This window comes from Rhodococcus sp. WY5 (assembly GCF_018588185.1).
In the GTDB taxonomy this organism is placed as follows: Bacteria; Actinomycetota; Actinomycetes; order Mycobacteriales; family Mycobacteriaceae; genus Rhodococcus_F; species Rhodococcus_F qingshengii.
In genome coordinates, this window is the sequence record NZ_JAAMPR010000001.1 from 3,351,691 (window position 1) to 3,373,319 (window position 21,629).

At 63.6% G+C, this 21,629-nt stretch carries 15 protein-coding genes and 1 tRNA gene; 8 read left to right on the plus strand and 8 right to left on the minus strand.

The window, feature by feature from the left end; all coding sequences use genetic code 11:
• Positions 1 to 8: 8 nt before the first annotated feature.
• Together G4D79_RS15710 and G4D79_RS15715 are read right to left on the minus strand one after the other, a co-directional pair.
• Positions 9 to 1,160 (minus strand): N(5)-(carboxyethyl)ornithine synthase, encoded by a 1,152-nt coding sequence (locus G4D79_RS15710; RefSeq protein ID WP_007726175.1) that lies wholly within the window; start codon positions 1,158 to 1,160, stop codon positions 9 to 11.
• A 233-nt stretch (positions 1,161 to 1,393) separates the two neighbouring features.
• On the minus strand, positions 1,394 to 1,771 hold the full coding sequence (locus tag G4D79_RS15715; protein WP_003941367.1) for a MarR family winged helix-turn-helix transcriptional regulator: 378 nt from the start codon (positions 1,769 to 1,771) through the stop codon (positions 1,394 to 1,396).
• A gap of 85 nt (positions 1,772 to 1,856) precedes the next feature.
• Between G4D79_RS15715 and G4D79_RS15720 the strand changes: the two genes are divergently transcribed.
• Positions 1,857 to 3,386, plus strand: a complete 1,530-nt coding sequence (locus G4D79_RS15720; RefSeq protein WP_065456552.1) for an MFS transporter — start codon at positions 1,857 to 1,859, stop codon at positions 3,384 to 3,386.
• A 73-nt stretch (positions 3,387 to 3,459) separates the two neighbouring features.
• Here the strand turns inward: G4D79_RS15720 and G4D79_RS15725 are convergent, their stop codons facing one another.
• From G4D79_RS15725 to G4D79_RS15740, 4 genes are all read right to left on the minus strand, one after another.
• Positions 3,460 to 5,352 carry an FAD-dependent monooxygenase gene (locus tag G4D79_RS15725; RefSeq protein WP_099698506.1) on the minus strand — a complete coding sequence of 631 codons (1,893 nt, stop codon included), beginning with the start codon at positions 5,350 to 5,352 and terminating at the stop codon, positions 3,460 to 3,462.
• Positions 5,353 to 5,354: 2 nt separating this feature from the next.
• Positions 5,355 to 6,683: an MFS transporter gene (locus tag G4D79_RS15730; RefSeq protein ID WP_099698500.1), complete on the minus strand. Its 1,329-nt coding sequence runs from the start codon at positions 6,681 to 6,683 to the stop codon at positions 5,355 to 5,357.
• Between the two features lie 128 nt (positions 6,684 to 6,811).
• A complete protein-coding gene (locus G4D79_RS15735) occupies positions 6,812 to 7,738 on the minus strand; it encodes a LysR substrate-binding domain-containing protein (RefSeq protein WP_064689462.1) in 927 nt (308 codons plus the stop codon).
• A gap of 89 nt (positions 7,739 to 7,827) precedes the next feature.
• Positions 7,828 to 7,903, minus strand: a tRNA-Arg gene (locus G4D79_RS15740).
• Positions 7,904 to 8,146: 243 nt separating this feature from the next.
• On the opposite strand from G4D79_RS15740, the gene G4D79_RS15745 reads away from it, so the two are divergent.
• A complete protein-coding gene (locus tag G4D79_RS15745; RefSeq protein ID WP_099698501.1) occupies positions 8,147 to 10,516 on the plus strand; it encodes a phosphoketolase in 2,370 nt (789 codons plus the stop codon).
• A 55-nt stretch (positions 10,517 to 10,571) separates the two neighbouring features.
• Here G4D79_RS15745 and G4D79_RS15750 read toward each other — a convergent pair whose 3' ends face one another.
• The gene (locus tag G4D79_RS15750; protein WP_030537330.1) at positions 10,572 to 11,291 is read right to left on the minus strand and encodes a DUF305 domain-containing protein; all 720 of its coding nucleotides are present in this window, start codon (positions 11,289 to 11,291) and stop codon (positions 10,572 to 10,574) included.
• On the minus strand, positions 11,284 to 12,111 hold the full coding sequence (locus G4D79_RS15755; protein ID WP_003941378.1) for a DUF3105 domain-containing protein: 828 nt from the start codon (positions 12,109 to 12,111) through the stop codon (positions 11,284 to 11,286). Before G4D79_RS15755 ends, G4D79_RS15750 begins: the two co-directional genes overlap by 8 nt.
• Before the next feature lie 216 nt (positions 12,112 to 12,327).
• On the opposite strand from G4D79_RS15755, the gene argS reads away from it, so the two are divergent.
• From argS to rho, 6 genes are all read left to right on the plus strand, one after another.
• Complete coding sequence (gene argS / locus G4D79_RS15760; RefSeq protein ID WP_099698502.1) at positions 12,328 to 13,980, plus strand: arginine--tRNA ligase; 1,653 nt, start codon at positions 12,328 to 12,330, stop codon at positions 13,978 to 13,980.
• A complete protein-coding gene (gene lysA, locus G4D79_RS15765) occupies positions 13,977 to 15,398 on the plus strand; it encodes a diaminopimelate decarboxylase (RefSeq protein WP_003941384.1) in 1,422 nt (473 codons plus the stop codon). Before argS ends, lysA begins: the two co-directional genes overlap by 4 nt.
• The gene (locus G4D79_RS15770) at positions 15,395 to 16,708 is read left to right on the plus strand and encodes a homoserine dehydrogenase (protein WP_007726192.1); all 1,314 of its coding nucleotides are present in this window, start codon (positions 15,395 to 15,397) and stop codon (positions 16,706 to 16,708) included. Before lysA ends, G4D79_RS15770 begins: the two co-directional genes overlap by 4 nt.
• On the plus strand, positions 16,705 to 17,787 hold the full coding sequence (thrC, locus tag G4D79_RS15775) for a threonine synthase (RefSeq protein WP_003941280.1): 1,083 nt from the start codon (positions 16,705 to 16,707) through the stop codon (positions 17,785 to 17,787). The genes G4D79_RS15770 and thrC overlap by 4 nt, the downstream gene beginning before the upstream one ends.
• A 44-nt stretch (positions 17,788 to 17,831) precedes the next feature.
• Complete coding sequence (gene thrB / locus G4D79_RS15780; protein WP_007726194.1) at positions 17,832 to 18,776, plus strand: homoserine kinase; 945 nt, start codon at positions 17,832 to 17,834, stop codon at positions 18,774 to 18,776.
• 503 nt (positions 18,777 to 19,279) lie between these two features.
• Positions 19,280 to 21,436, plus strand: coding sequence for a transcription termination factor Rho (rho, locus tag G4D79_RS15785; protein WP_099698503.1), 2,157 nt, complete (start codon positions 19,280 to 19,282; stop codon positions 21,434 to 21,436).
• The last annotated feature ends 193 nt before the right edge of the window (positions 21,437 to 21,629 follow it).

Here is a 21,629-nt window from a genome sequence, read left to right on the forward strand (position 1 = left end):
CGGGGCGCCTACTCCGCGATGACAGCGTGCGGGTAGTCCGACGAGCGGTGCTGGAAACGTGTGATGGCGGGATTCACGATGACGCCGTCCCGGATTTCGATGGCCCGATCGACGGTCTCGTCTGCCTTCCAGGCCGTCTCTCCTGCCATCACAGTGGGCAGGTAGGGAAGAAGTGATTCGCTGATCTCCCACGACGCGGAGTTCCACAGGTACGACGGGCTGTGATCGACGCCGTAGTAAGTGATGTTGTCGCCGACGATGAAGGTCGGATCCGCGAACGAGGTGGGACGAGCCCAGCTGAACCCCATGCCTTCGTCGCACGAGACGTCGACGATGAGGCTTCCCGGTTGGAAGTCCATGAGATCTTCCTCGGTCAGGAACGTCAGTGGGGCGTCCGTGTTCTGCAGTACGCAGTTGACGACGATGTCGTGCTCGGCCAAGAAACCGGGCACCGGCACGCTGTGGTTGTCGAGCATGACGTGGCTGCCACGGACGTCACCGTTGTTGTTGTCGAACGAGACCATGCGCGCCGAGTGGATGGGGGAGCTGACCGCGGTGACTCCACGCTGGGTGAGGACGTCCACTTCGTGGATACCGTGCGCCTTGAGTGCTGTGACCGCGCCGCGTGCAGTGGCTCCGAAACCGATCACGGCAGCGGTGAGACGCCGGCCGTAGTCACCGGTGGAACCGATCAACTGCAGGGCGTGCAGTACCGAGCAATAACCGGCGAGCTCGTTGTTCTTGTGGAACACATGCAGATTGAACGATCCGTCGCTGTGCCAGAAGTTCATGGCCTCGAAGGCGATGAGAGTCAGTTTCTTGTCGATCGCGATCTGTGTCAGTTCGGTGTCCTGGACACAGTGCGGCCAGCCCCAGAGAACCTGACCTGACCGTAGTTCGGCGAGGTCACGCACCAACGGCTTCGGTAGCAGAACCACATCGGTTTCCGCCAAAATCTGCTTGCGCGTGCGGATTCCGGCAACGAGGCGCGAGAGGTAGTCGTCGGAGTAGCCGAAGGGGTGGCCGTAGCCTTCTTCGAGGTAGATCCGAGAACGTAGTTCGGCATCGATGCGATCGAAATGCGCAGGATGGATCGGCAACCGGCGTTCTGCCGGTTTGCTCGACTGTCCGATGACTCCAAGGGTGCGTGCGTTGTTCAATTGTGTATCTCTCGATAGGAGCAGGTAGAGATGTCAGGCAGGAGCCTGAGGGACTAGCAGAAGGCGCAGGAACGCTGGCAGATTGCCTCGGCCAGGACCGCGTGAAAGCGTGCTGGCTGCGCTGCTGTCGATCGCCGACGGCAACAGAAAGGCGCGTCGGTATGTGCTCAGTCTAGTCCGGAACGGCCCTCGCCCGGTGGCCGGGCGCTGTGTCGTGCTCCGCTGACGTGTGGCTACTGCTCGCGCAGGCGTGAATCCAGTACGGCCAGTTGGATTTTGCTGGCGTCCGCGTGTACCTGACGTCCTTTGTCGGTGACGTCGACGAAGACTCCGCGCCGGTCGGCCTCGCACAGTGCTCGCTGAACCAGTCCGGCCTTCTCGAGTCGGGCCACGCTACGGGAGAGCGCGCTGGGACTCAGGTACATCTCCGAGGCAAGCTCCTGCATGCGTGGACGTTCGCACGTGGCGTCCATGAGTCGGTCGAGAGCCTCGAAGTCGCTCATGCTCAGCCCATGCGCCGACTGCATCTGGCGATCGAGTTCGCACGCGATGTCGTTGTAGCTGGTCGACAGCGAGCGCCAGGTGTTGCGCAATTCGGATTCCGACGTCACGACCGCATTCTAGTTGAAGACTCGATTACGTGCAATTGCATTAAATGCTTGTGCATTATGTGCATGTGCATCTATTCTCGCTGACGTGACTTGCACAGACTCGACACTCAAACCATTCGATTCGCCGGAAGCCCCGGTTTCTACGGAATCCTCGGATCCGGCCACAGGGGAGGGCTGGTCCCTCAAGCTGTGGGGCATCCTCGCGGTGCTCTGCCTCGTGTTGTTCCTCGACGGTCTCGATGTGTCGATGGTGGGCGTCGCGCTTCCGTCCATCGGCAATGAACTGGGCCTGTCCACTACCTCGCTGCAGTGGATCATCAACGGCTACGTCCTCGGATTCGGCGGCCTGTTGCTACTCGGTGGACGTACCGCCGATCTTCTCGGGCGCAGGAAGGTCTTCCTGATCGCACTGACCGTGTTCGCAATCGCCTCGCTGGTCGGTGGCCTTGTCGACAACGGAACACTGCTGATCGCATCACGATTCGTGAAGGGATTGGCTGCGGCCTTCACCGCTCCGACCGCAATGTCCATTCTCACCACGACGTTCAAGGAAGGTCCGGCCCGTAACCGTGCGCTGTCGGTGTTCTCCGTGTTCGGCGCCAGTGGTTACTCGTCCGGTCTGATCCTCGGTGGGCTGTTGACCAGTGCCGGTTGGCGATTCACGTTCCTGATGCCGGTTCCGTTTGCCGTCATCGCGCTGATCGGTGGGTACTTCCTCATTCCGCGGGACCGTCCCGCAGATACCGGGGGACACGACCTCGTCGGCGCCGTCACCCTGGTGACGGGAATGCTTCTCACGGTGTACACGATGGTTTCGGCTCCGACCCGTGGATGGGCACACCCGATGACGCTGGGTTCGTTCGCTGTCGCAGCCGTGCTTCTGGCGACGTTCTTCTTCGTGGAGAAGAAGGTGGCGCATCCGCTTGTGCGACTTGGGCTTCTGCGCGTCGGCACCATCGTTCGTGCAAATCTGGCCATCATCGCGCTCTTCGGTTCCTACCTGAGCTTCCAGTTCATGATGACGATCTTCCTGCAATCGGCCCTCGGCTGGTCGCCCCTGAAGATGGCGATGGCACTGCTGCCCGCGGGCATCATCGTCGCATTCGGATCGCCGTTCGTCGGACGGCTGGTCGACCTGTACGGCAGTGCCAAGCTCATCATCGCGGCACTGACCTCGCTCAGCGTCGGGTACCTCTGGTTCCTCTTCGCGGGCAGCGATTCACCGTCGTACGTCGTGGCGATTCTGCCGAGCGTCATCCTGCTCGGACTCGGATTCGCGCTGGGGTACACCTCGATCATGGCCCAGGCCACCTCGGGTGTCGACGACTCGGAGCAGGGTTTGGCGTCCGGGCTGGTGAACACCTCCGCTCAGGTCGGTGCGGCGCTCGTGCTCGCTCTGACCACTGCCCTCGTGACCGCTGGATCGCACACCGCGTCCGGCGCCGGTACCGCCGGATTCGAGCAGTTCCATCCCGGACTGATCCTGGTTACCGGAGTCGCGCTGGTGGGCTTGGCGATCACCGTCTCGCCGCTGTTACGTGGAAGGTCGCAGCGGGGAAGATCCGTGCGTGAAAGGCGCGCTGAGGAAGAAAAGGAATTGGCCGAGGTCAACTGAATACTTGCTTCATCCGCGAATGCGCTCGGCCGCGTAGGAGACAATCCTGCGCGGCCGAGTTGCTGTGTCTGAACTATCGGGTGGCAGATTTCAGGGCAGCGTCTTTCAGTGCTACGTCTTTCAGTGCTAGGTCGAAGCTCGTCGACGTAGCTTGCGAACCGAGAATCAAGGCAAGGCGCACCAACATGGCTTCGCGGTCGGACGGATCAGCCTGATCGAGTGCGTTCGACAGTGCCAACCAGACGTGCTCGCGATGGCCCTCGTCGTCGACCACCGCAGTTGTCGCCGACTGTGCCGTATCGAAGTGCGTCGGCGCAGTGCCGGCGGTGAGGTGTTTGGCCACGTCGTTCAATTGCGTGGGATCGCTGATGCGGCACAGCGCCAGTCCGTCGGGCCGAATCACGAAGATCTCGCCGACACGTGCGCCGAGGGCAGATGCGAGATTGCCTTCGGCATCGGGAACCGTGGAGTCGGTAGTTCCCACGGTGATCACGCGTACGGTTTCCGGTGCAAGGGCCTGAGCAAGGATTTCGGCTTGCGTGTCGAGTTCGGATACCAGCTCAGCTGACAGTCCGAAAGCCAGCAGGCCGAATCCAGTACCGCGCAGACTGTTCAAGGAGGTAGATGAACCGTCCGCCGAGACCTGGACGACCCTGTCTTCCAACGGATCGCCGGGTAGTACGCCCTCGGCGCCCGCAGCTGTGGGCCACGTCAGCGGGGAGAGCCGGGCGTGCGTCGCACTCGACTGGCGCGGATTGATGAGGTGCGCGAATTCGCTTCGCTTGGTGGCGATTTCGAGTACGGCATCGCGGGTGGTCCGGTAGCCGTGACTTCCCGGCGACATGATGAGCGTCGACTTGCCTGCGTTGTCGACGTTCTGCTGCCACGCGCTGCGACGTTCCTTCGAATACGCGTCGAGGATGGTGGAATCGGCAGCTCCGTTGATGACGGCGGCTAGTTGCCACACCAAGGTCTCGGCGTCTTCCATGCCCGAGTTCAGGCCGCGAACACCGAAGATCGGAACGAGATGCGCGGCGTCGCCGGCAAAAAGCACACGGCCGTGAGTGAAATCTTCCAGAGCGAGTGCGTGGGCGCGGTAGAAGCCGAACCATTCCAGGGTCCAGGGGATGTCGCTCTGGAGCCATTCGAGGTGACGCGTGATGCGGTCACGGATGCGATCTTCTTGCGTCTCCGCTTCCGGATCGTCCGAGGCGTCGAGCTGGTAGTCGATGCGCCAGATGTCCCGTGGTTGGCGATGCATGATGATCGTGGACCCCGGGTTGCTGGGTGCGTCGAACCACACCAGACGCTCGGCCGGGAGTTCCGATTCCCAATGAATGTCGGCAATGACGTAGTTGCCCTCGTAGCTGTTGCCCTGCAAGCGGATTCCGCTGAGTTCGCGCATCTTGCTGCGTCCACCATCGGCGGCAACGACCCACGCCGCGCGCAGTTCGCGGGTTCCGAACGCGGTGTCGACGGTCAGAGTCACCTCGTCGTCACCGACGGAGATGCCGGCGATCGACGACGACCAGTGGAAGTTCACCAGTGGGTGAGCGAGCAGCTTGTCGGTCATGATCTGCTCGAACTCGGATTGCGAGACGTTGACCATGGGTCCACGCGCGTCGTGCTCGGCGGATGCCATGCGGAACTGCAGTACTTCCTGATCGCGGTAGTAACTCCGACCACCCACCCACGGCAGAACGATGTCTTCGAGCTCGGCACCGAAGCCGAGGCGTTCGGCAACTTCGAGGCTGTGGCGTGACACGCAGATCGCGCGACTGCCGAACGAGACCTGATCGGCCGCTTCGAGAATCGTGACGGCAATGCCGCGCTGCGCCAAGCCCATGGCTACGCCCATGCCGACGGGGCCGGCTCCGACGATCACGACGGGAAGTGCGTCGGCCGAAGGCGCCAGGGAGGCGAAGTCCTCGGGTGCGTACTTCTTCGGATGAAAGTAGGTCGACATGATCACGAGGCTTTCTGTGCGGCAGTGTTTTTCAGGATCAATTGAGGTTCCGGGAGCAGCAGGATGGAAACCAGGCTGATCACGGCAATGATCACGAAGTAGGCGGTGATGGCGAACGAGGTATCGAAGGCGGCGTAGAGCGCGGTGGCGATCATCGGGGCCAGACCGCCGCCGAGGATTGCGCCGATCTGGTAGCCGAGTGACGCTCCGCTGTAGCGGATGTGTGCGGGAAACAATTCGGCGAACAGTGCCGCTTGTGGGCCGGCGCAGCAGCCGAGCGTGAAGCCGAGGGCGATCATCGATACGAGCATCACCGGAACGATCGCTGTGTCGATCAGCGGAAAGAACACCGCTGCCGCCACTACCAGGGTGATCGAACTGCGGATGTAGACGGTCCGGCGTCCGAGAGTGTCCGACTTGTGAGCGCTGAAAGCCATTCCCGCCATCCAGAACGGGCAGGATGCGATGAGAAGGAAGAGCATCGTGGTCTTGCTGAAGCCGAGTTCGGTCTCGCCGTACTTGAGGACGTAAACCATGTACGCGTACGCGATTCCGTTGGTGGCGATGAAGGTTCCACCGGCGAGGAGCACAGTCTTCCAGTGTCTGGTGAGAACCTCGAGAATCGGCATGGACTCCGCCGGTGCCTCGGATTTCGACGCGGTGAACTCGTCACTTTCCTCGAGGCCGAGACGGATCCACATCGCAACGCCCACCAGAACTGCGCTGAGCAGGAACGGGATTCGCCATCCCCAGGAGTTGAATGAATCGTCGTCCATGAAGGCGGCGAGGGGGAGATAGACGAGATTGGCCACCAGTACGCCTGCGGGAACACCGATTTGTGGTGCGCTGCCGTACAGCCCCTTCCTGCCCTCCGGTGCGTTTTCGGTGGCGACCAGAACTGCGCCGCCCCACTCGCCGCCGACACCGAGTCCCTGAACGAATCGCAAGGTCACCAGGAGTATGGGGGCAAAGACGCCGATAGCGGCGTAGTTGGGTAGCAGTCCGATGGCAACGGTGGCGCAGCCCATCAGCATCAACGAGGTGACCAACATGGATTTGCGTCCGATGCGGTCGCCGAAGTGGCCCATCACGATTCCGCCGATGGGACGCGCGACGAATCCGACGGCGAGGGTGGCGAAGGCGGCGAGGGTGCCGGCCAGATCGGACGTGCCGGGGAAGAACTGCTTGCCGAGCACGAGTGCGGCGGCGGTGCCGTAGATGAAGAAGTCGTACCACTCGATGGCGGTGCCGACAAAGCTGCCGAGGGCGGCCTTACGCGCCTTGACCGTCGCGGCGGCGCGCGTTGCGGTCGGTGAGGCGATGGAGGTCATGAAGTGCCTTTCGAGATGAATGTGGCTTGAAGAAACAATGACGTGCGCCACAACAATTGAAAAGCGAAAGAATTGGAGGTTCTTGCACGGAAAATACGTGGAACCAGCTCCGCTGCCTGGTAGCGGGACTATTGGGCAGTTTCTGAGGGTGAAACGAATTCTATGAAAGCGCGTGCGACGCGGCTGAGGCGAGTGTTCTGGTGCCAAGCGAGAACTACGTGCACCGACGGCACGGCGGGGGAAGCGATGGTCTTGACGACCACCTCGAGCCCCTCGTACGTGACGTCGATCTTGGGCCGCTGGAGTAGCAGCGTCCAGCCGAGGCCACGGCCGACAAATGCCCGCGCCGTCTCGAAGTTCGCAGTTCTGTAGGCAACCTTCGGGGCGAATCCGCCTGCGCGACAGACGTCGAGCGCGTGTTTGGTGCTCGGCGGCGCGTCGAGGAGAACCATCGGGTGTTCCGCGAGGTCCGGAAGATGGATCGGTCGCTCGGACCGCGCGAGTGGGTGTTCTGCACCCAGGACGATCAAGGGTTCGCGGATGGCCAACGGAACTGTGCGCAATTGTGGAGACAGGTCCAGGTCGTAAGCGATTGCGAGGTCCAACTCGCCGTTCTCGAGATGTGTCTGGAGCCGATTCTGAGTGTCCTCGCGGAACTCCACCTGCGCGTCAGGATTCTCACGGGTGAACCCGGCGATCATCGACGGCAACACCGTCGGCCCCAGAGCGGGATAACAGCCGATCGCGATGGGCCCCGACACGCTTCCGCCGGTTCCGAGCGCATCGGATTCGAGTTCCCCGGCTTGCTGAAGTAGCGCCCGGGCGCGCACCAGAACGGATTCACCGGTGCGGGTCAGTTGAATGCCGAATGAGCGACGGCGAACGCACAGTTGAACTTTGAGCGCGCGTTCGAGTTCGGTGAGCGCCGCGGACAGGGCGGAAGGAGAGAGGTGCAGGCGCTCGGCCGCGGCACTGATCGTTCCGGTCTCGGCTACCGCGACAAACGCAGCAAGCTGACGCATCGTGTACGTGGGAGCAGGATCGATGCGAGGCATGAGATCGACAGTAGTCGGGTAGATTGCCCTGAATATTTTGGTGTGGCACCGTGAAGAGGTCGACGATCAATCGCTGACCTGCGTCTTCGTGGTGCCCCCGGCAGGATTCGAACCTGCGACCTTTCGCTCCGGAGGCGAACGCTCTATCCCCTGAGCTACGGGGGCGCACCGAATACTCGGTGTGCCGATTGGGCTGCGTTAGCGTAGCGCATTGCGGGGGGACAAGACCAAACCGGCACCCGCCTCGGCATGGCGTCGTCGCGGGAGGTAGTCGAGGATGCGGCCGGGGACCATGGTCGTCGAATCATCTGTACCGACTGACTCGGATGCTTTTTACGCCTAGGCTCGGCTCTGAGCACAGGCTCGGGCGGACTGCTCGGGCACCCTCGTGAGGTACGGGAGTCGTTGATGACCGATCACCACTATTCCGAAGACCAGCTCGCGCTCGACCTGAAGTGGTGGGCAGCGGCCAACTACCTGACCGTCGCGCAGATCTATCTGAAGGACAACACGCTTCTGCGGGAACCGTTGCGTGCCGAGCACATCAAGCCCCGACTGCTCGGGCACTGGGGGACCAGCCCCGGCTTGTCGATGATCTACACGCTCCTCAATCGGCACATCGTCGCCACCGGCGCAGACTGGCTGTACGTGACCGGTCCCGGGCACGGCGGTCCGGCGCTGGTCGCGTCGACGTATCTCGAGGGAACGTACTCGGAGATCTATCCTGAAGTCTCGGACGACGCCGAGGGCATCCACCGGATGTGTCGGCGATTCTCCGCTCCCGGCGGAGTGCCCAGCCATGTGAGTGTGCAGACACCCGGAAGCATCCACGAAGGCGGCGAACTCGGCTACGCCCTTGCCCATGCGGCCGGCGCTGCCTTCGATCATCCGAACCTCGTGGTGGCCTGTGTGATCGGCGACGGCGAAGCGGAGACCGGGCCGTTGTCCGGTTCGTGGAAGCTCCCGGCGTTCCTGAATCCACGACGCGACGGCGCGGTGCTGCCGATCCTGCACGTGAACGGTGCCAAGATCGCCGGGCCGACGGTCTACGGACGCAGCAGCGACGAAGACATCCAGGCCTATCTTGGTGGACAGGGGTGGGCGCCGATCGTCGTCTCCGGTGACGACCCCGACGCGGTGTTTCCTCAGCTGTATCAAGCGATCTCGCAGGCGTACGAGAAGATCCGCGAGATGCAGGGTGCCGCACGCCGCGGAGAGGAGTGGACGGGTTCGTGGCCGGCAATCGTGTTGCGGACGCCGAAAGGATGGACCGGTCCACACACCGTCGACGGAATCTTGGTCGAGGGCACACATCGTGCGCACCAGGTGCCGTTGTCCGGCGTGCGAAGCAACGAATCACATCTGCGGCAACTCGAAGAGTGGATGCGGTCGTACCGTCCGGACGAGTTGTTCGACGCCAACGGATCACTCGTCGCGGAACTGGCGGCGCTGTCGCCGACGGGGGACAAGCGCATGGGGAGCACTCCCTACGCGAACGGTGGACGACTTCGCGTCGATCTCCCGATGCCGCCGCTCGAAAAGTACGCGCTTCCCATCCAATCCCCGGGTTCGACCTTCCACGAGACGACGCGAGTGCTCGGCGAGCTTCTGCGCGACATCTACGCCGCCACGGAAACCGAGGACAGCGGCGGGATCTTCCGACTCTTCTGTCCGGACGAGACGTCGAGCAATCGCCTCGGCGCCGTATTCGAGACAACCGATCGCTGCTGGCAACTGCCGATCACCGACTACGACGACGGGCTGTCCGCGGACGGTCGTGTCATGGAGGTCCTCAGCGAGCACCTCTGCGAGGGATGGCTCGAGGGCTATCTGCTGTCGGGCCGACACGGGATGTTCGCGAGCTACGAAGCATTTGCGATGGTGAGCGTGTCGATGCTCATCCAGCACGCCAAGTGGCTCCAACATGCCGTCGACCTGCCGTGGCGGGCGTCTGTTGCTTCGCTCAACGTGCTGCTGACCAGTACGTGCTGGCGCAACGATCACAACGGATTCAGTCATCAGGGCCCCGGCATGATCGACGCCGTTATTCCCTTGGCACCCAGTGTGATCCGCGTGTGGCTGCCGCCGGATTCCAACACGTTGCTCTCGATCTCGGATCACTGCCTGCGTAGTACCGACCACGTCAACCTGATAGTCGTGGACAAGCAACCGCACCTGCAGTACCTCACGCTCGAGCAAGCGCACGAGCACTGCGCGGCGGGCGCTTCGGTCTGGGAATGGGCCGGAACCGAGGCTCGCGGACAGGAACCGGACGTGGTCCTGGCCGCCGCGGGAGATGTGCCGACGCAGGAGATCCTGGCTGCTGCACAGTTGCTGCGCGATCACACACCCGAACTGATCACCCGCGTCGTCAACGTCGTCGATCTGATGGCCTTGCTGACGCCAACCGAGCATCCCCACGGATTCGGGGAGCGGGTCTTCCTCGATCTGTTCTCCGCGCAGACCGACGTCGTGTTCGCATTCCACGGATACTCGCGTGCCGTGCACGAACTGATTCACGGGCGTCCGAGTCCCGAGCGCTTCCACGTTCGCGGATTCAGTGAACAGGGAACAACCACAACACCGTTCGACATGGTCGTCCTCAACAAGATGAGCCGCTACCACCTGGTGATCGAGGCGCTACGACGCTCCAAGCGTCGGCCGGCCGGGGCGTCCGAGTTGGCGGAGTTCTGCCGCACACAACTCGAAAAGCACTCGCGTTACATCGTCGAGCACCTCGAAGACATGCCGGAAGTAGAAAACTGGACCTGGTCCTGAAATTCAGGACCAGGCCCAGTTGGGTCTGAACATTCTCGGCTCAGTTCAGTTCTGCTCAGTTCATGGGCAGTGGCACTGCGCCGCGAGCTGCCAACATGTCGGTCATCAGCTTGGACTCGCTCTGCTGCGTGTTGACCATCGTCTGCGCCAGGCTGCGCACCGGCCCCTCGGTGGCGTCGGCTGCTGCGTACTCCATCATCGGAAGCCCACCTTCGTGGTGACGAAGCATCAGCTGCAGGAACAAGGTGTCGAGTTGCAGACCTTCCGCTGCGCGGAGAGCCGCAAGGTCCTCGGGGGACGCCATGCCGGGCATGGTGTCGACCGGCCCGGAATGACTCATGTCCATCGTGGCCGAAGTCCCGTGCGATCCATGGCCGGAGCCCGAATCCGACGACATCCACTCCATGTACGGGCCCACCTTGGACAGCGGCTGATCCCACATGGTCAGCCACGCCTGCATCTGACCGAGCTGGTTCTGCTGCGTGGTCAAGATGTCGAACGCCAGCGTGCGTACGTCGTTGTCCGTGGACTTCGTCAGGGCGATGGACGCCATGTCGACGGCCTGGCTGTGATGCACGCTCATGTCCTGCGCGAAGCCCACGTCCACCGAATCCGAAGCCGGAACGGTCAGTGACGACTTCGCATCGGGTCCGAGGAGGTTGGTCAGTGCGCCGAGCGCAAAACCGACGGCGATCGCGCCGATCAGACCGATGATCAGCAGTGCGGTGCGCTGACTCGGCTTCGAAGACTGATCGGTGTTCGTCGAACTATCCACCGGCGGGAATCTGTTCGTCGGTGGCCGGGGTAGCGCCCGTGCCGTCCATCTGGATGGCGTCGGCGCCCGGAGGTGTCGGATCGAACGGCGACGTCGACGGAGTGAACAGCGGGTTGGTGCAGCTCGCGCCGACCTCGGGATAGACGTTCGGGTTCTGGTTCAGCGCAGTGATGAACTGATCGATGCGATCGTCGTCGGCCTTGTCGATCTCGAGGCGATGGCCCCACGACTGCAGAGAAATGGGGCTGCTCTGACCGGGGTACGGCGACATCAGCATGTAGGACTTGCCGTTCACGCGTCCGGCGAGACTGTCGATCTGGTCCTGGTCGACGAGATCGGGGTTGTACGTGATCCAGATGGCGCCGTGCTCGAGCGAGTGGACGGCGTTCTCGGTGCGAATCGGGTCGGCGTACACGGTTCCGGTGCAGTTAGCCCAGGTGGCGTCGTGCGGGCCACCGAACGGCGGGGTCTGGTCGTACGCCACGCGCTGAGTGGAATCGACGTGCTGGCCGGCCGGGTACTCGATCTTGAGGACGCCGTCGATCTTGTCGGACGGATCCTTGTTCTCGGAGCTGTACTTGTACGGCTCGAGGGCCTGCCGCTCCTCGACCTTGGGCCACAGATTGATACCGAGCACGGCGATGAGTGCGAGCACAGCCACACCGGCGCCGATCGACAGCCAGGGGATCTGGCGGGGAGCGGGGACGCCGCCCTTGCCCTTCTTGGCCGGCCGACTGTTCTTGTTGGCGGCCTTGATGGCCTTGGCTGATTTGGCCCCGGAGTTCTTGTTGGGACCGCGACTATCGGAACCGCTTGGCATCGATTGGGCTCTTTCGGTGTGTGGGCTTGAGGTGTGGCGCGCCCGCGCATGAAGGTACGCGGTGGTAGCTCGGGCATTACCACTGTACTTTCCGAGTCTGAGGGCAAACTTTGAGAGTGGCGTGCGACACGCCACAGCGGCCCCGCGCACGTTCACGGAGAGCGAGGCGTGAGGCGAGTCTCCACTTCCGGTGTGCAGGCAATAGGATGAATACCTGTGACTCCAGCTGACCTTGCCGAACTGCTCCGCGGAACCGCAGCGAGCGTCCTTGCCGATCGTGGCCTCGACGTATCCGTGCTACCCGAAACCCTCACCGTCGAGCGACCACGCAACCCCGAGCACGGCGATTACGCCACCAACATTGCCATGCAGGTAGCCAAGAAGGTCGGCACGAATCCCCGCGAGCTGGCGGGCTGGATCGCCGAAGCCCTCACCGCTGCCGACGGAATCGAATCCGCCGAGATCGCCGGGCCCGGCTTCCTCAACATTCGGTTGGACAAGGACGCCCAGGGCGCGATCGTCGTGTCGGTTCTCGAAGCCGGTGCGTCGTACGGCTCGGGTGACTCCCTCGCCGGCAAGAAGATCAACCTCGAATTCGTCTCCGCCAACCCCACCGGACCGATTCACCTCGGTGGAACCCGTTGGGCCGCAGTCGGAGACGCGCTCGGACGCATTCTGTCCGCGCAGGGTGGTTTGGTAACACGTGAGTACTACTTCAACGATCACGGTGCCCAGATCGACCGCTTCTCGCGTTCGCTGATCGCTGCAGCGAAGGGTGAACCTGCTCCCGAAGACGGTTACGCCGGTGCATACATCGCCGACATCGCCGCCTCGGTTCTGAAGCAGCGTCCCGACGTCATGGATCTGCCTGCCGACGAGCAGCAGGAAACCTTCCGCGCCATCGGCGTCGAATTGATGTTCACGCACATCAAGCAGACCCTGCACGACTTCGGCGTCGACTTCGACGTCTACTTCCACGAGAACTCGCTCTTCGAATCCGGTGCGGTCGAGAAGGCCGTCGAATCCCTCAAGGGTTCGGGCAACCTCTTCCACGAAGACGGTGCGTGGTGGCTCAAGAGCACCGACTACGGCGACGACAAGGACCGCGTCGTCATCAAGAGCGATGGCAACGCCGCCTACATCGCCGGTGACATCGCCTACTTCCAGAACAAGCGCGCACGTGGGTTCGACCTCTGTATCTACATGCTCGGCGCCGACCATCACGGTTACATCGGCCGTCTCAAGGCTGCCGCTGCCGCATTCGGCGACGATCCGGACACCGTCGAGGTGCTGATCGGCCAGATGGTCAACCTCGTCAAGGACGGCACTGCCGTCAAGATGAGCAAGCGTGCAGGCACCGTCATCACCCTCGACGACCTGGTCGAGGCAATCGGCGTCGACGCCTCGCGTTACGTCATGATCCGCTCGTCGGTCGACTCGAGCATCGACATCGACCTCGACCTGTGGACCAAGACCAGCAGCGAGAACCCCGTCTACTACGTGCAGTACGCGCACGCACGCCTCTCGGCGATCGCTCGCAACGCCGCAGACCTCGGTCTGTCCGCCGACGCGAGCAACCTCGCCCTGCTCACCGTCGAGCAGGAGGGTGACCTCATCCGCACGATCGGCGAGTACCCACGCGTCGTGTCGAGCGCTGCGAATCTGCGTGAGCCGCACCGTATTGCCCGCTACCTCGAAGAACTCGCGGGTGCGTACCACCGCTTCTACGGCGCGTGCCGCATCCTTCCGCAAGGCGACGACGACGCCACCGACGTGCACCGCGCGCGTCTGGCTCTCTGCGCCGCCACCCGACAGGTCCTGGCCAACGGTCTCGAACTGCTCGGCGTCACCGCACCGGAGCAAATGTGAACGCGCACCCCGCCGGCCCCAAGCATGCCGAGCAGTTGCAGGCCCCCGGCTTGCCCGACCGTCCGACCAGCCCCGAAGCCTTCGGCGAACTCTCACCGCAGGTGTGGCCGCGCAACGCTTCTCGCGGCGACGACGGTGAAGTGACCCTCGCGGGTGTCAAGGTCGGTGAACTTGCCGAGAAGTACGGCACTCCGTTGTTCGTCATCGACGAGGACGACTTCCGTTCACGCTGCCGTGACATGGCCCGCGCCTTCGGCCCGGATGCCAAGGTGCACTACGCATCCAAGGCATTCCTCTGTGGCGAGATCGCACGCTGGGTCGCCGACGAAGGCCTCTCGCTCGACGTCTGCTCCGGCGGCGAACTGGCGATCGCGTTGCACGCGGACTTCCCGGCCGAGCGAATTGCCATGCACGGCAACAACAAGTCAGTCGCCGAACTGGCCGCTGGTGTCGCCGCGGGCGTCGGACACGTCGTGCTCGACTCGTCGATCGAGATCGACCGACTCGATCGTGTCGCCGGTGAGGCCGGTGTCGTTCAGGACGTGTTGATCCGACTGACCGTCGGCGTCGAAGCGCATACTCACGAATTCATCTCCACCGCACACGAGGACCAGAAGTTCGGTTTCTCGCTGGCCGGGGGAGCGGCGATCGACGCGGTCCGTCGCGTCTTCGCTGCCGACAACTTGCGCCTGGTCGGCCTGCACAGCCACATCGGTTCGCAGATCTTCGACGTCGACGGTTTCGAGGTGGCAGCGCACCGCGTGATCGGTTTGCTCCGCGACGTCGTCACCGAGTTCGGAGTCGAGAAGACCAAGCAGATTTCGATCATCGACCTCGGCGGCGGCATGGGGATCTCGTATATCCCCTCCGACGACCCGCCGCCCGTCGACGAACTGGCAGCAAAGCTCGGCCACATCGTGCGCAACGAGTCCGCACTGGCCGGATTGCCGGAGCCGACGCTTGCCGTCGAACCCGGCCGCGCCATCGCCGGACCTGGCACGGTGACGCTCTACGAGGTCGGCACCATCAAGGACGTCACGGTGGGTAGCTCGCTGACACGCCGCTACATCAGCGTCGACGGCGGGATGAGCGACAACATCCGCACGTCCCTCTACGGTGCGGAGTACGAAGCCAAGTTGGTTTCGCGAACTTCCGAGGCTGATCCCGTCGTTGCACGTATCGTCGGTAAGCACTGCGAGTCCGGTGACGTGGTCATTCGGGACACCTGGATGCCCGAGGACGTCGGGCCCGGTGATTTACTAGCGGTAGCAGCGACCGGTGCATACTGCTATTCGATGTCGAGCAGGTACAACCTGCTCACCCGCCCAGCCGTGGTGGCGGTGCGTGACGGAGTCTCACGCGTGATTCTGCGGAGGGAAACAGTGGAAGATCTGCTCAGCTTGGAGGTATCGCAGTGACGAGCGAATCGGCGCATCGCGCTATCGGTGTGGCCGTTCTCGGCCTCGGCAACGTCGGGAGCGAGGTCGTCCGGATCATTCGTGAGCAGGCCGAGGAACTCGAAGCTCGCGTCGGCGCCCCGTTGGAACTGCGGGGGGTTGCCGTCCGCCGTATCGGCTCGGACCGCGGAATTCCCGAGGAACTGCAGACGACGGACGCCGAGTCCCTGGTCGGTCGTGACGACGTCGACATCGTGGTCGAGGTGATCGGCGGAATCGAGCTCCCTCGCAAGCTGATTCTCTCTTCCCTCAACTCCGGTAAGTCGGTCGTGACCGCCAACAAGGCGCTGCTCGCGGACCACACCGGTGAATTGGCGGAGGCTGCAGAGGCCAACTCTGTCGACCTGTACTTCGAGGCCGCTGTTGCCGGCGCGATCCCCGTGATCCGCCCGCTCACACAGTCGTTGGCCGGAGACCGTGTCAACAAGGTCGCCGGAATCGTGAACGGCACCACCAACTTCATCCTTTCGGCGATGGACGAGACCGGCGCCGACTACGAAGAGACCTTGGCCGAAGCCGGACGCCTCGGATACGCGGAAGCCGACCCGACCGCGGACGTCGAAGGCTACGACGCCGCGGCGAAGGCAGCGATCCTCGCGTCGATCGCGTTCCACACCCGCGTCACTGCCGCGGACGTGTACCGCGAAGGAATCTCCACGATCACCTCCGCCGACCTGGCGTCGGCGAAGGCACTCGACTGCACGATCAAGTTGCTCTCGATCTGCGAGCGCATCGTCACGCCCAAGGGCAAGGAGCGGATTTCCGCTCGCGTGTACCCGGCGCTGGTTCCGCTCAGCCATCCGCTGGCCTCGGTCAACGGCGCGTTCAACGCCGTTGTCGTGGAAGCAGAGAACGCCGGCCGGCTCATGTTCTACGGCCAGGGCGCAGGCGGCGCCCCCACCGCTTCCGCGGTGATGGGTGACCTGGTGATGGCTGCGCGCAACAAGGTTCACGGCGGCCGCGGCCCCCGCGAGTCCAAGTACGCCAAGCTCAAGGTCGCCCCGATGGGCGACATCCTCACGCGCTACTACGTGAACATGGAGGTCGCGGACAAGGAAGGTGTGCTTTCCGCAGTCGCCGCCGAGTTCGCCAAGCACGGCGTGAGCATCTCCGTCGTCCGCCAGGAGGGCGCCGGCGCCGGCGCGCGTCTGGTGGTCGTCACTCATGTAGCAACCGACGCGGCTCTCTCCGAGACCGTGGCGGCCCTCAACGAACTCGAATTCGTCACCGCTGTGACCAGCGTGCTGCGACTGGAAGGCACTGAACAATGACCGGCATCGTCAACCCCGTCCACAAGGCATGGCCGGGTCTCATCGAGGCATACCGGGACCGTCTCGCGATCGGTGACAACTGGAAGACCGTCACCCTGCGCGAAGGCGGCACCCCGCTCCTGCCGGCCGGCCACCTCTCCGAGATCACCGGCTGCGACGTCTACCTCAAGGTCGAGGGTCTCAACCCCACCGGTTCCTTCAAGGACCGCGGCATGACGATGGCCGTCACCGACGCCTTGGCCCGTGGCCAGCGTGCAGTTCTGTGCGCGTCCACCGGCAACACCTCCGCCTCGGCCGCTGCGTATGCAGCCAAGGCCGGCATGACCTGCGCCGTGCTCATCCCGCAGGGCAAGATCGCCATGGGCAAGCTTGCGCAGGCAGTCATGCACGGCGCCAAGATCATTCAGGTCCAGGGCAACTTCGACGACTGCCTCGAGCTGGCACGCAAGACCACGGCCGAGTTCCCCACCATCGGTCTCGTCAACTCGGTCAACCCGGTGCGCATCGAAGGCCAGAAGACCGCGGCATTCGAGATCATGGACGTCCTCGGCAAGGCTCCCGACGTGCACGCACTCCCGGTCGGAAACGCCGGTAACATCACCGCGTACTGGCGCGGATACTCCGAGTACTACGCGGACGGTCTGACCACGGTCAAGCCCCGCATGCTCGGTGTCCAGGCAGCCGGAGCGGCTCCGCTGGTCAACGGTGCACCCGTCAAGGATCCCGAAACCATCGCCACCGCAATCCGAATCGGTTCTCCCGCGTCCTGGAACGGCGCTGTCGCCGCGAAGGAAGAGTCGAACGGTGCATTCCGTGCCGCCACCGACGAGAAGATCCTCGAGGCTTACCGTCTGATCGCCGCCACCGAGGGCGTCTTCGTCGAACCGGCGTCGGCAGCCAGCGTCGCCGGCCTGCTCGCCGCACGTGCAGAGGGCTGGCTCGAGCCGGGCCTGACCGTCGTGTGCACGGTGACCGGTAACGGTCTCAAGGATCCTGACACGGCTTTGAAGGGTATGCCGAACGTCGAGCCGATCGGTGTCGATCCCGTTGCCGTCGCGGCTGCCCTCGAGCTTGCATAGTGTCCGTGGATTCATCGACCACTCCGCGGAATCCGGTGTCTGACATGACTATAACCCTGCCTATCGGCCTTTCGGTGACTGCTCGCGTCCCGGCCTCGAGTGCGAACTTGGGGCCGGGGTTCGACACCCTCGGTCTGGCGTTGGGGTTGTACGACGAAATCGTGGTCACCACAACGGATTCAGGCCTTCAGATTCGCGTCGAAGGTGAAGGCGCTGCCGACGTGCCCTGGGGTCCTTCGCATCTCGTGGTCCGCGCCATCGAGCGTGGTCTCGAAGCGGCCGGAGTGTGGGCCAGTGGCCTGGACGTGTTGTGCCGCAACGCGATTCCGCATTCGCGCGGGTTGGGATCCTCGGCTTCCGCGGCTGTCGGCGGATTGGCAGCAGCCAACGGTCTGGCGCGCGCGCTCGATGCCGAGATCGGCTTGACGGAAGAGCAGTTGGTTCAACTCTCGTCAGAGTTCGAAGGTCACCCGGACAACGCGTCTGCCAGTGTTCTCGGTGGCGCAGTCGTCTCGTGGAGTTGCCCACCGGCCGTCGAAGGCGACGAGCCGATCTACTCCGCGGCCAAACTCGACGTCCATCCCGACATCCGTGCTGTGGCACTGGTTCCCGAGGAGCGGTCGTCCACCGCACACACTCGCGGGCTCCTGCCCGAATTGGTTCCGCACCAGGATGCCTCGTTCAACGCGAGCCGCAGCGCGCTCGCCGTCGTTGCGCTCACTGCTCGGCCCGATCTGTTGATGGCGGCCACCGAGGATCGCCTGCATCAGGCGCAGCGCGCGCCCGCGCTTCCGCTCACGACGCGATGGATCGGGATCCTGCGCGAGGCGGGTATCGCTGCGACCGTTTCGGGAGCCGGCCCCACCGTGTTGGCGCTCAGCACAGAACCTTTCCCCGTCGAACTCGCGGAAGCGGCGCGGGCAGACGGACTACGTGTGCTCGAATTGGACATCGCCGACGGCGTCGAAGTATCCACGACGACGGTCTGATCCCTGCCTTGGTCCAGGTGATCGCCCACTACCGATCGGTAGTGAACTGACACACCCAGTCGTCCAAATTCTTGCCGGACTCAGGTTTGGGCGCTATCCTGGGCTATGTCCGTACATCGTGCGCGTCAGTCGCCGGTGCATCACCAGGGGGCAAAACTCCTTCCCAATCGGGGTCCACAGTCCTTGGCATGATTCTCGCAGGCATGATCCTCACGCTTGTACCTTCTCCGAAGGTTTGAATCCTCCGCGGATCGAACACTCAGAGGTTCCATCACTCTGGGGTTCAACACACGGGGGAGTGAATCGTCGACGAAGGCGCGTTGGGCAGGTTTGCGAGCGCATGAAAAGTTTGAGGCGAGAGTTTCCGACAATCATGTGACGGCGGACAAGCCGGCAGTTCTGGACAGCAACCACGTACGGCACCACCGAGTTCGGTATTCAATCGAACTGCGGGACGAACCCTCGACTTTGCGCAGTGCGAGTGAGGGAAGGAAAGGACCTCCGTGACCGATACGGACCTCATCGCCACTTCTGCACCCGCCGGGTCGGAATCAGGCGACAATTCTCAGGCGTCATCTTCAGCATCGAACGGTGCGGTGGCGACCTCCACGAAGCGTGCCGAAACGCGCCGTGGTGCCGGACTCTCCGGCATGGTGCTCACCGAACTCCGCACTCTTGCGGGTGAACTGGGCATCAAAGGCACTTCCGGCATGCGCAAGGGTGACCTGATCGCAGCCATCAAGGAGCGCCAGGGCGGCAGCGCGAAGGCTGCACCCGCACAGAGTGAACTCACTCTCGACGACGCACCCGTTGCGCGCACTCGTGCCAAGAGCACTCGCGCCGCACGCACCGAAACCCCCGCAGCCGAAACAGCTCCGGCAGCCGAGTCGGCTCCTGCCGAGGCCGCGCCTGCGCGTACGGAATCCGCCGAGGATTCCGATCAGAGCGCACCCCGTCGCGGACGTCAGCGTCGTGGCGCCGCTCGTCGTGCAGGTTCACCCGACCAGGGCGAACTGAGCATCGAGCAGGAAGCGCCTTCGGCGAAGTCCGACGCGGACACCGCGAAGGCCGCCGATTCTTCGAAGGTCGCCGAGACCGCCAAGGCCGAGGCTCCGGCCGAGCGTCCTGCGCGCACCGAGGGCAAGTCCGACGCTGATCAGGCTCCCGCCGAGCAGGGCAACGAGCGTCCCCGCCGCGAGCGAAACCGGGACAACCAGGGCCAGCGGGACAACCAGGGCCAGCGGGACAACCAGGGCCAGCGGGACAACCAAGGCCAGCGCGAGAACCAGGGCAACCGGGGCAACCAGGACCGCCAGGACCGCGGCAATCAGAACAACGCCGGCCAGAACAACGCCGGTCCTCGCACAGACAACCGCAACAACGGGCCGGACGACGACGAAGAGGGTGGACGCGGACGCCGCGGACGCCGTTTCCGCGAGCGCCGTGGCCGTGGTCGCGATCGCGGTGAGGGTGGCGCACCCAACGATTCACGCGAGACCGAGATTCGTGAGGACGACGTCCTTCAGCCGGTCGCCGGCATCCTCGACGTCCTCGACAATTACGCCTTCGTGCGTACGTCCGGGTACCTCGCCGGTCCCAACGACGTCTACGTCTCCATGAACCTGATCCGCAAGAACGGCCTTCGCCGTGGCGACGCCATCACCGGTGCCGTCCGCGTCTCGCGTGACGGTGAGCAGGGCAGCCAGCGCCAGAAGTTCAACCCGCTGGTTCGCATCGACACGGTCAACGGCGGCGACGTCGAGGCCGCGAAGAAGCGCCCCGAGTTCAACAAGCTCACGCCGCTGTACCCGAACCAGCGTCTGCGCCTCGAGACCGAGCAGCACATTCTCACGACGCGTGTCATCGACCTGGTGATGCCCATCGGTAAGGGCCAGCGTGCCCTCATCGTCAGCCCGCCCAAGGCCGGTAAGACCAGCGTGTTGCAGGCGATCGCGAATGCGGTCGCCACCAACAATCCTGAGTGCTATCTGATGGTCATCCTCGTGGACGAGCGCCCCGAGGAAGTGACCGACATGCAGCGCAGCGTGAAGGGTGAGGTCATTTCCTCCACCTTCGACCGCCCGCCGGGAGATCACACCGCAGTTGCCGAGCTGGCAATCGAGCGTGCGAAGCGCCTGGTCGAGATGGGTAAGGACGTCGTCGTACTGCTCGACTCCATCACGCGTCTGGGTCGTGCGTACAACAACTCCTCGCCGGCGTCGGGACGCATCCTCTCCGGTGGTGTCGACTCGACGGCGCTCTACCCGCCGAAGCGTTTCCTCGGTGCTGCCCGCAACATCGAGAACGGTGGATCGCTCACCATCATCGCTACCGCAATGGTCGAGACCGGATCCACCGGCGACACCGTGATCTTCGAAGAGTTCAAGGGCACCGGCAACGCCGAGCTCAAGCTCGATCGCAAGATCGCCGAACGCCGCGTGTTCCCGGCCGTGGACGTCAACCCGTCCAGCACGCGTAAGGACGAGTTGCTCCTGAGCCCGGACGAAGCTGCGGTGCTGCACAAGCTCCGCCGCGTCCTGTCCGGTCTGGACTCGCATCAGGCCATCGATCTGCTGATCGATCGACTGAAGAAGAGCAAGAACAACCTCGAGTTCCTGATGCAGGTCTCCAAGACCGCACCGGGTGCGATCGACGACTGATCGACTCGACGTCAAAGGCCCACAACCAGCTGGTTGTGGGCCTTTTGCGTGGGCGGAACAAAACCGAGGGGCAGTGCGTTGACAACTTCGTACAGCCACCCCGAGGCGTGCGAGACGCGGATTATCCGGTGAGGTACCGCATCTGGCATACTGAACGGCCGAGTCCGGTTCCGGTTCACGATGTCGATTGGCG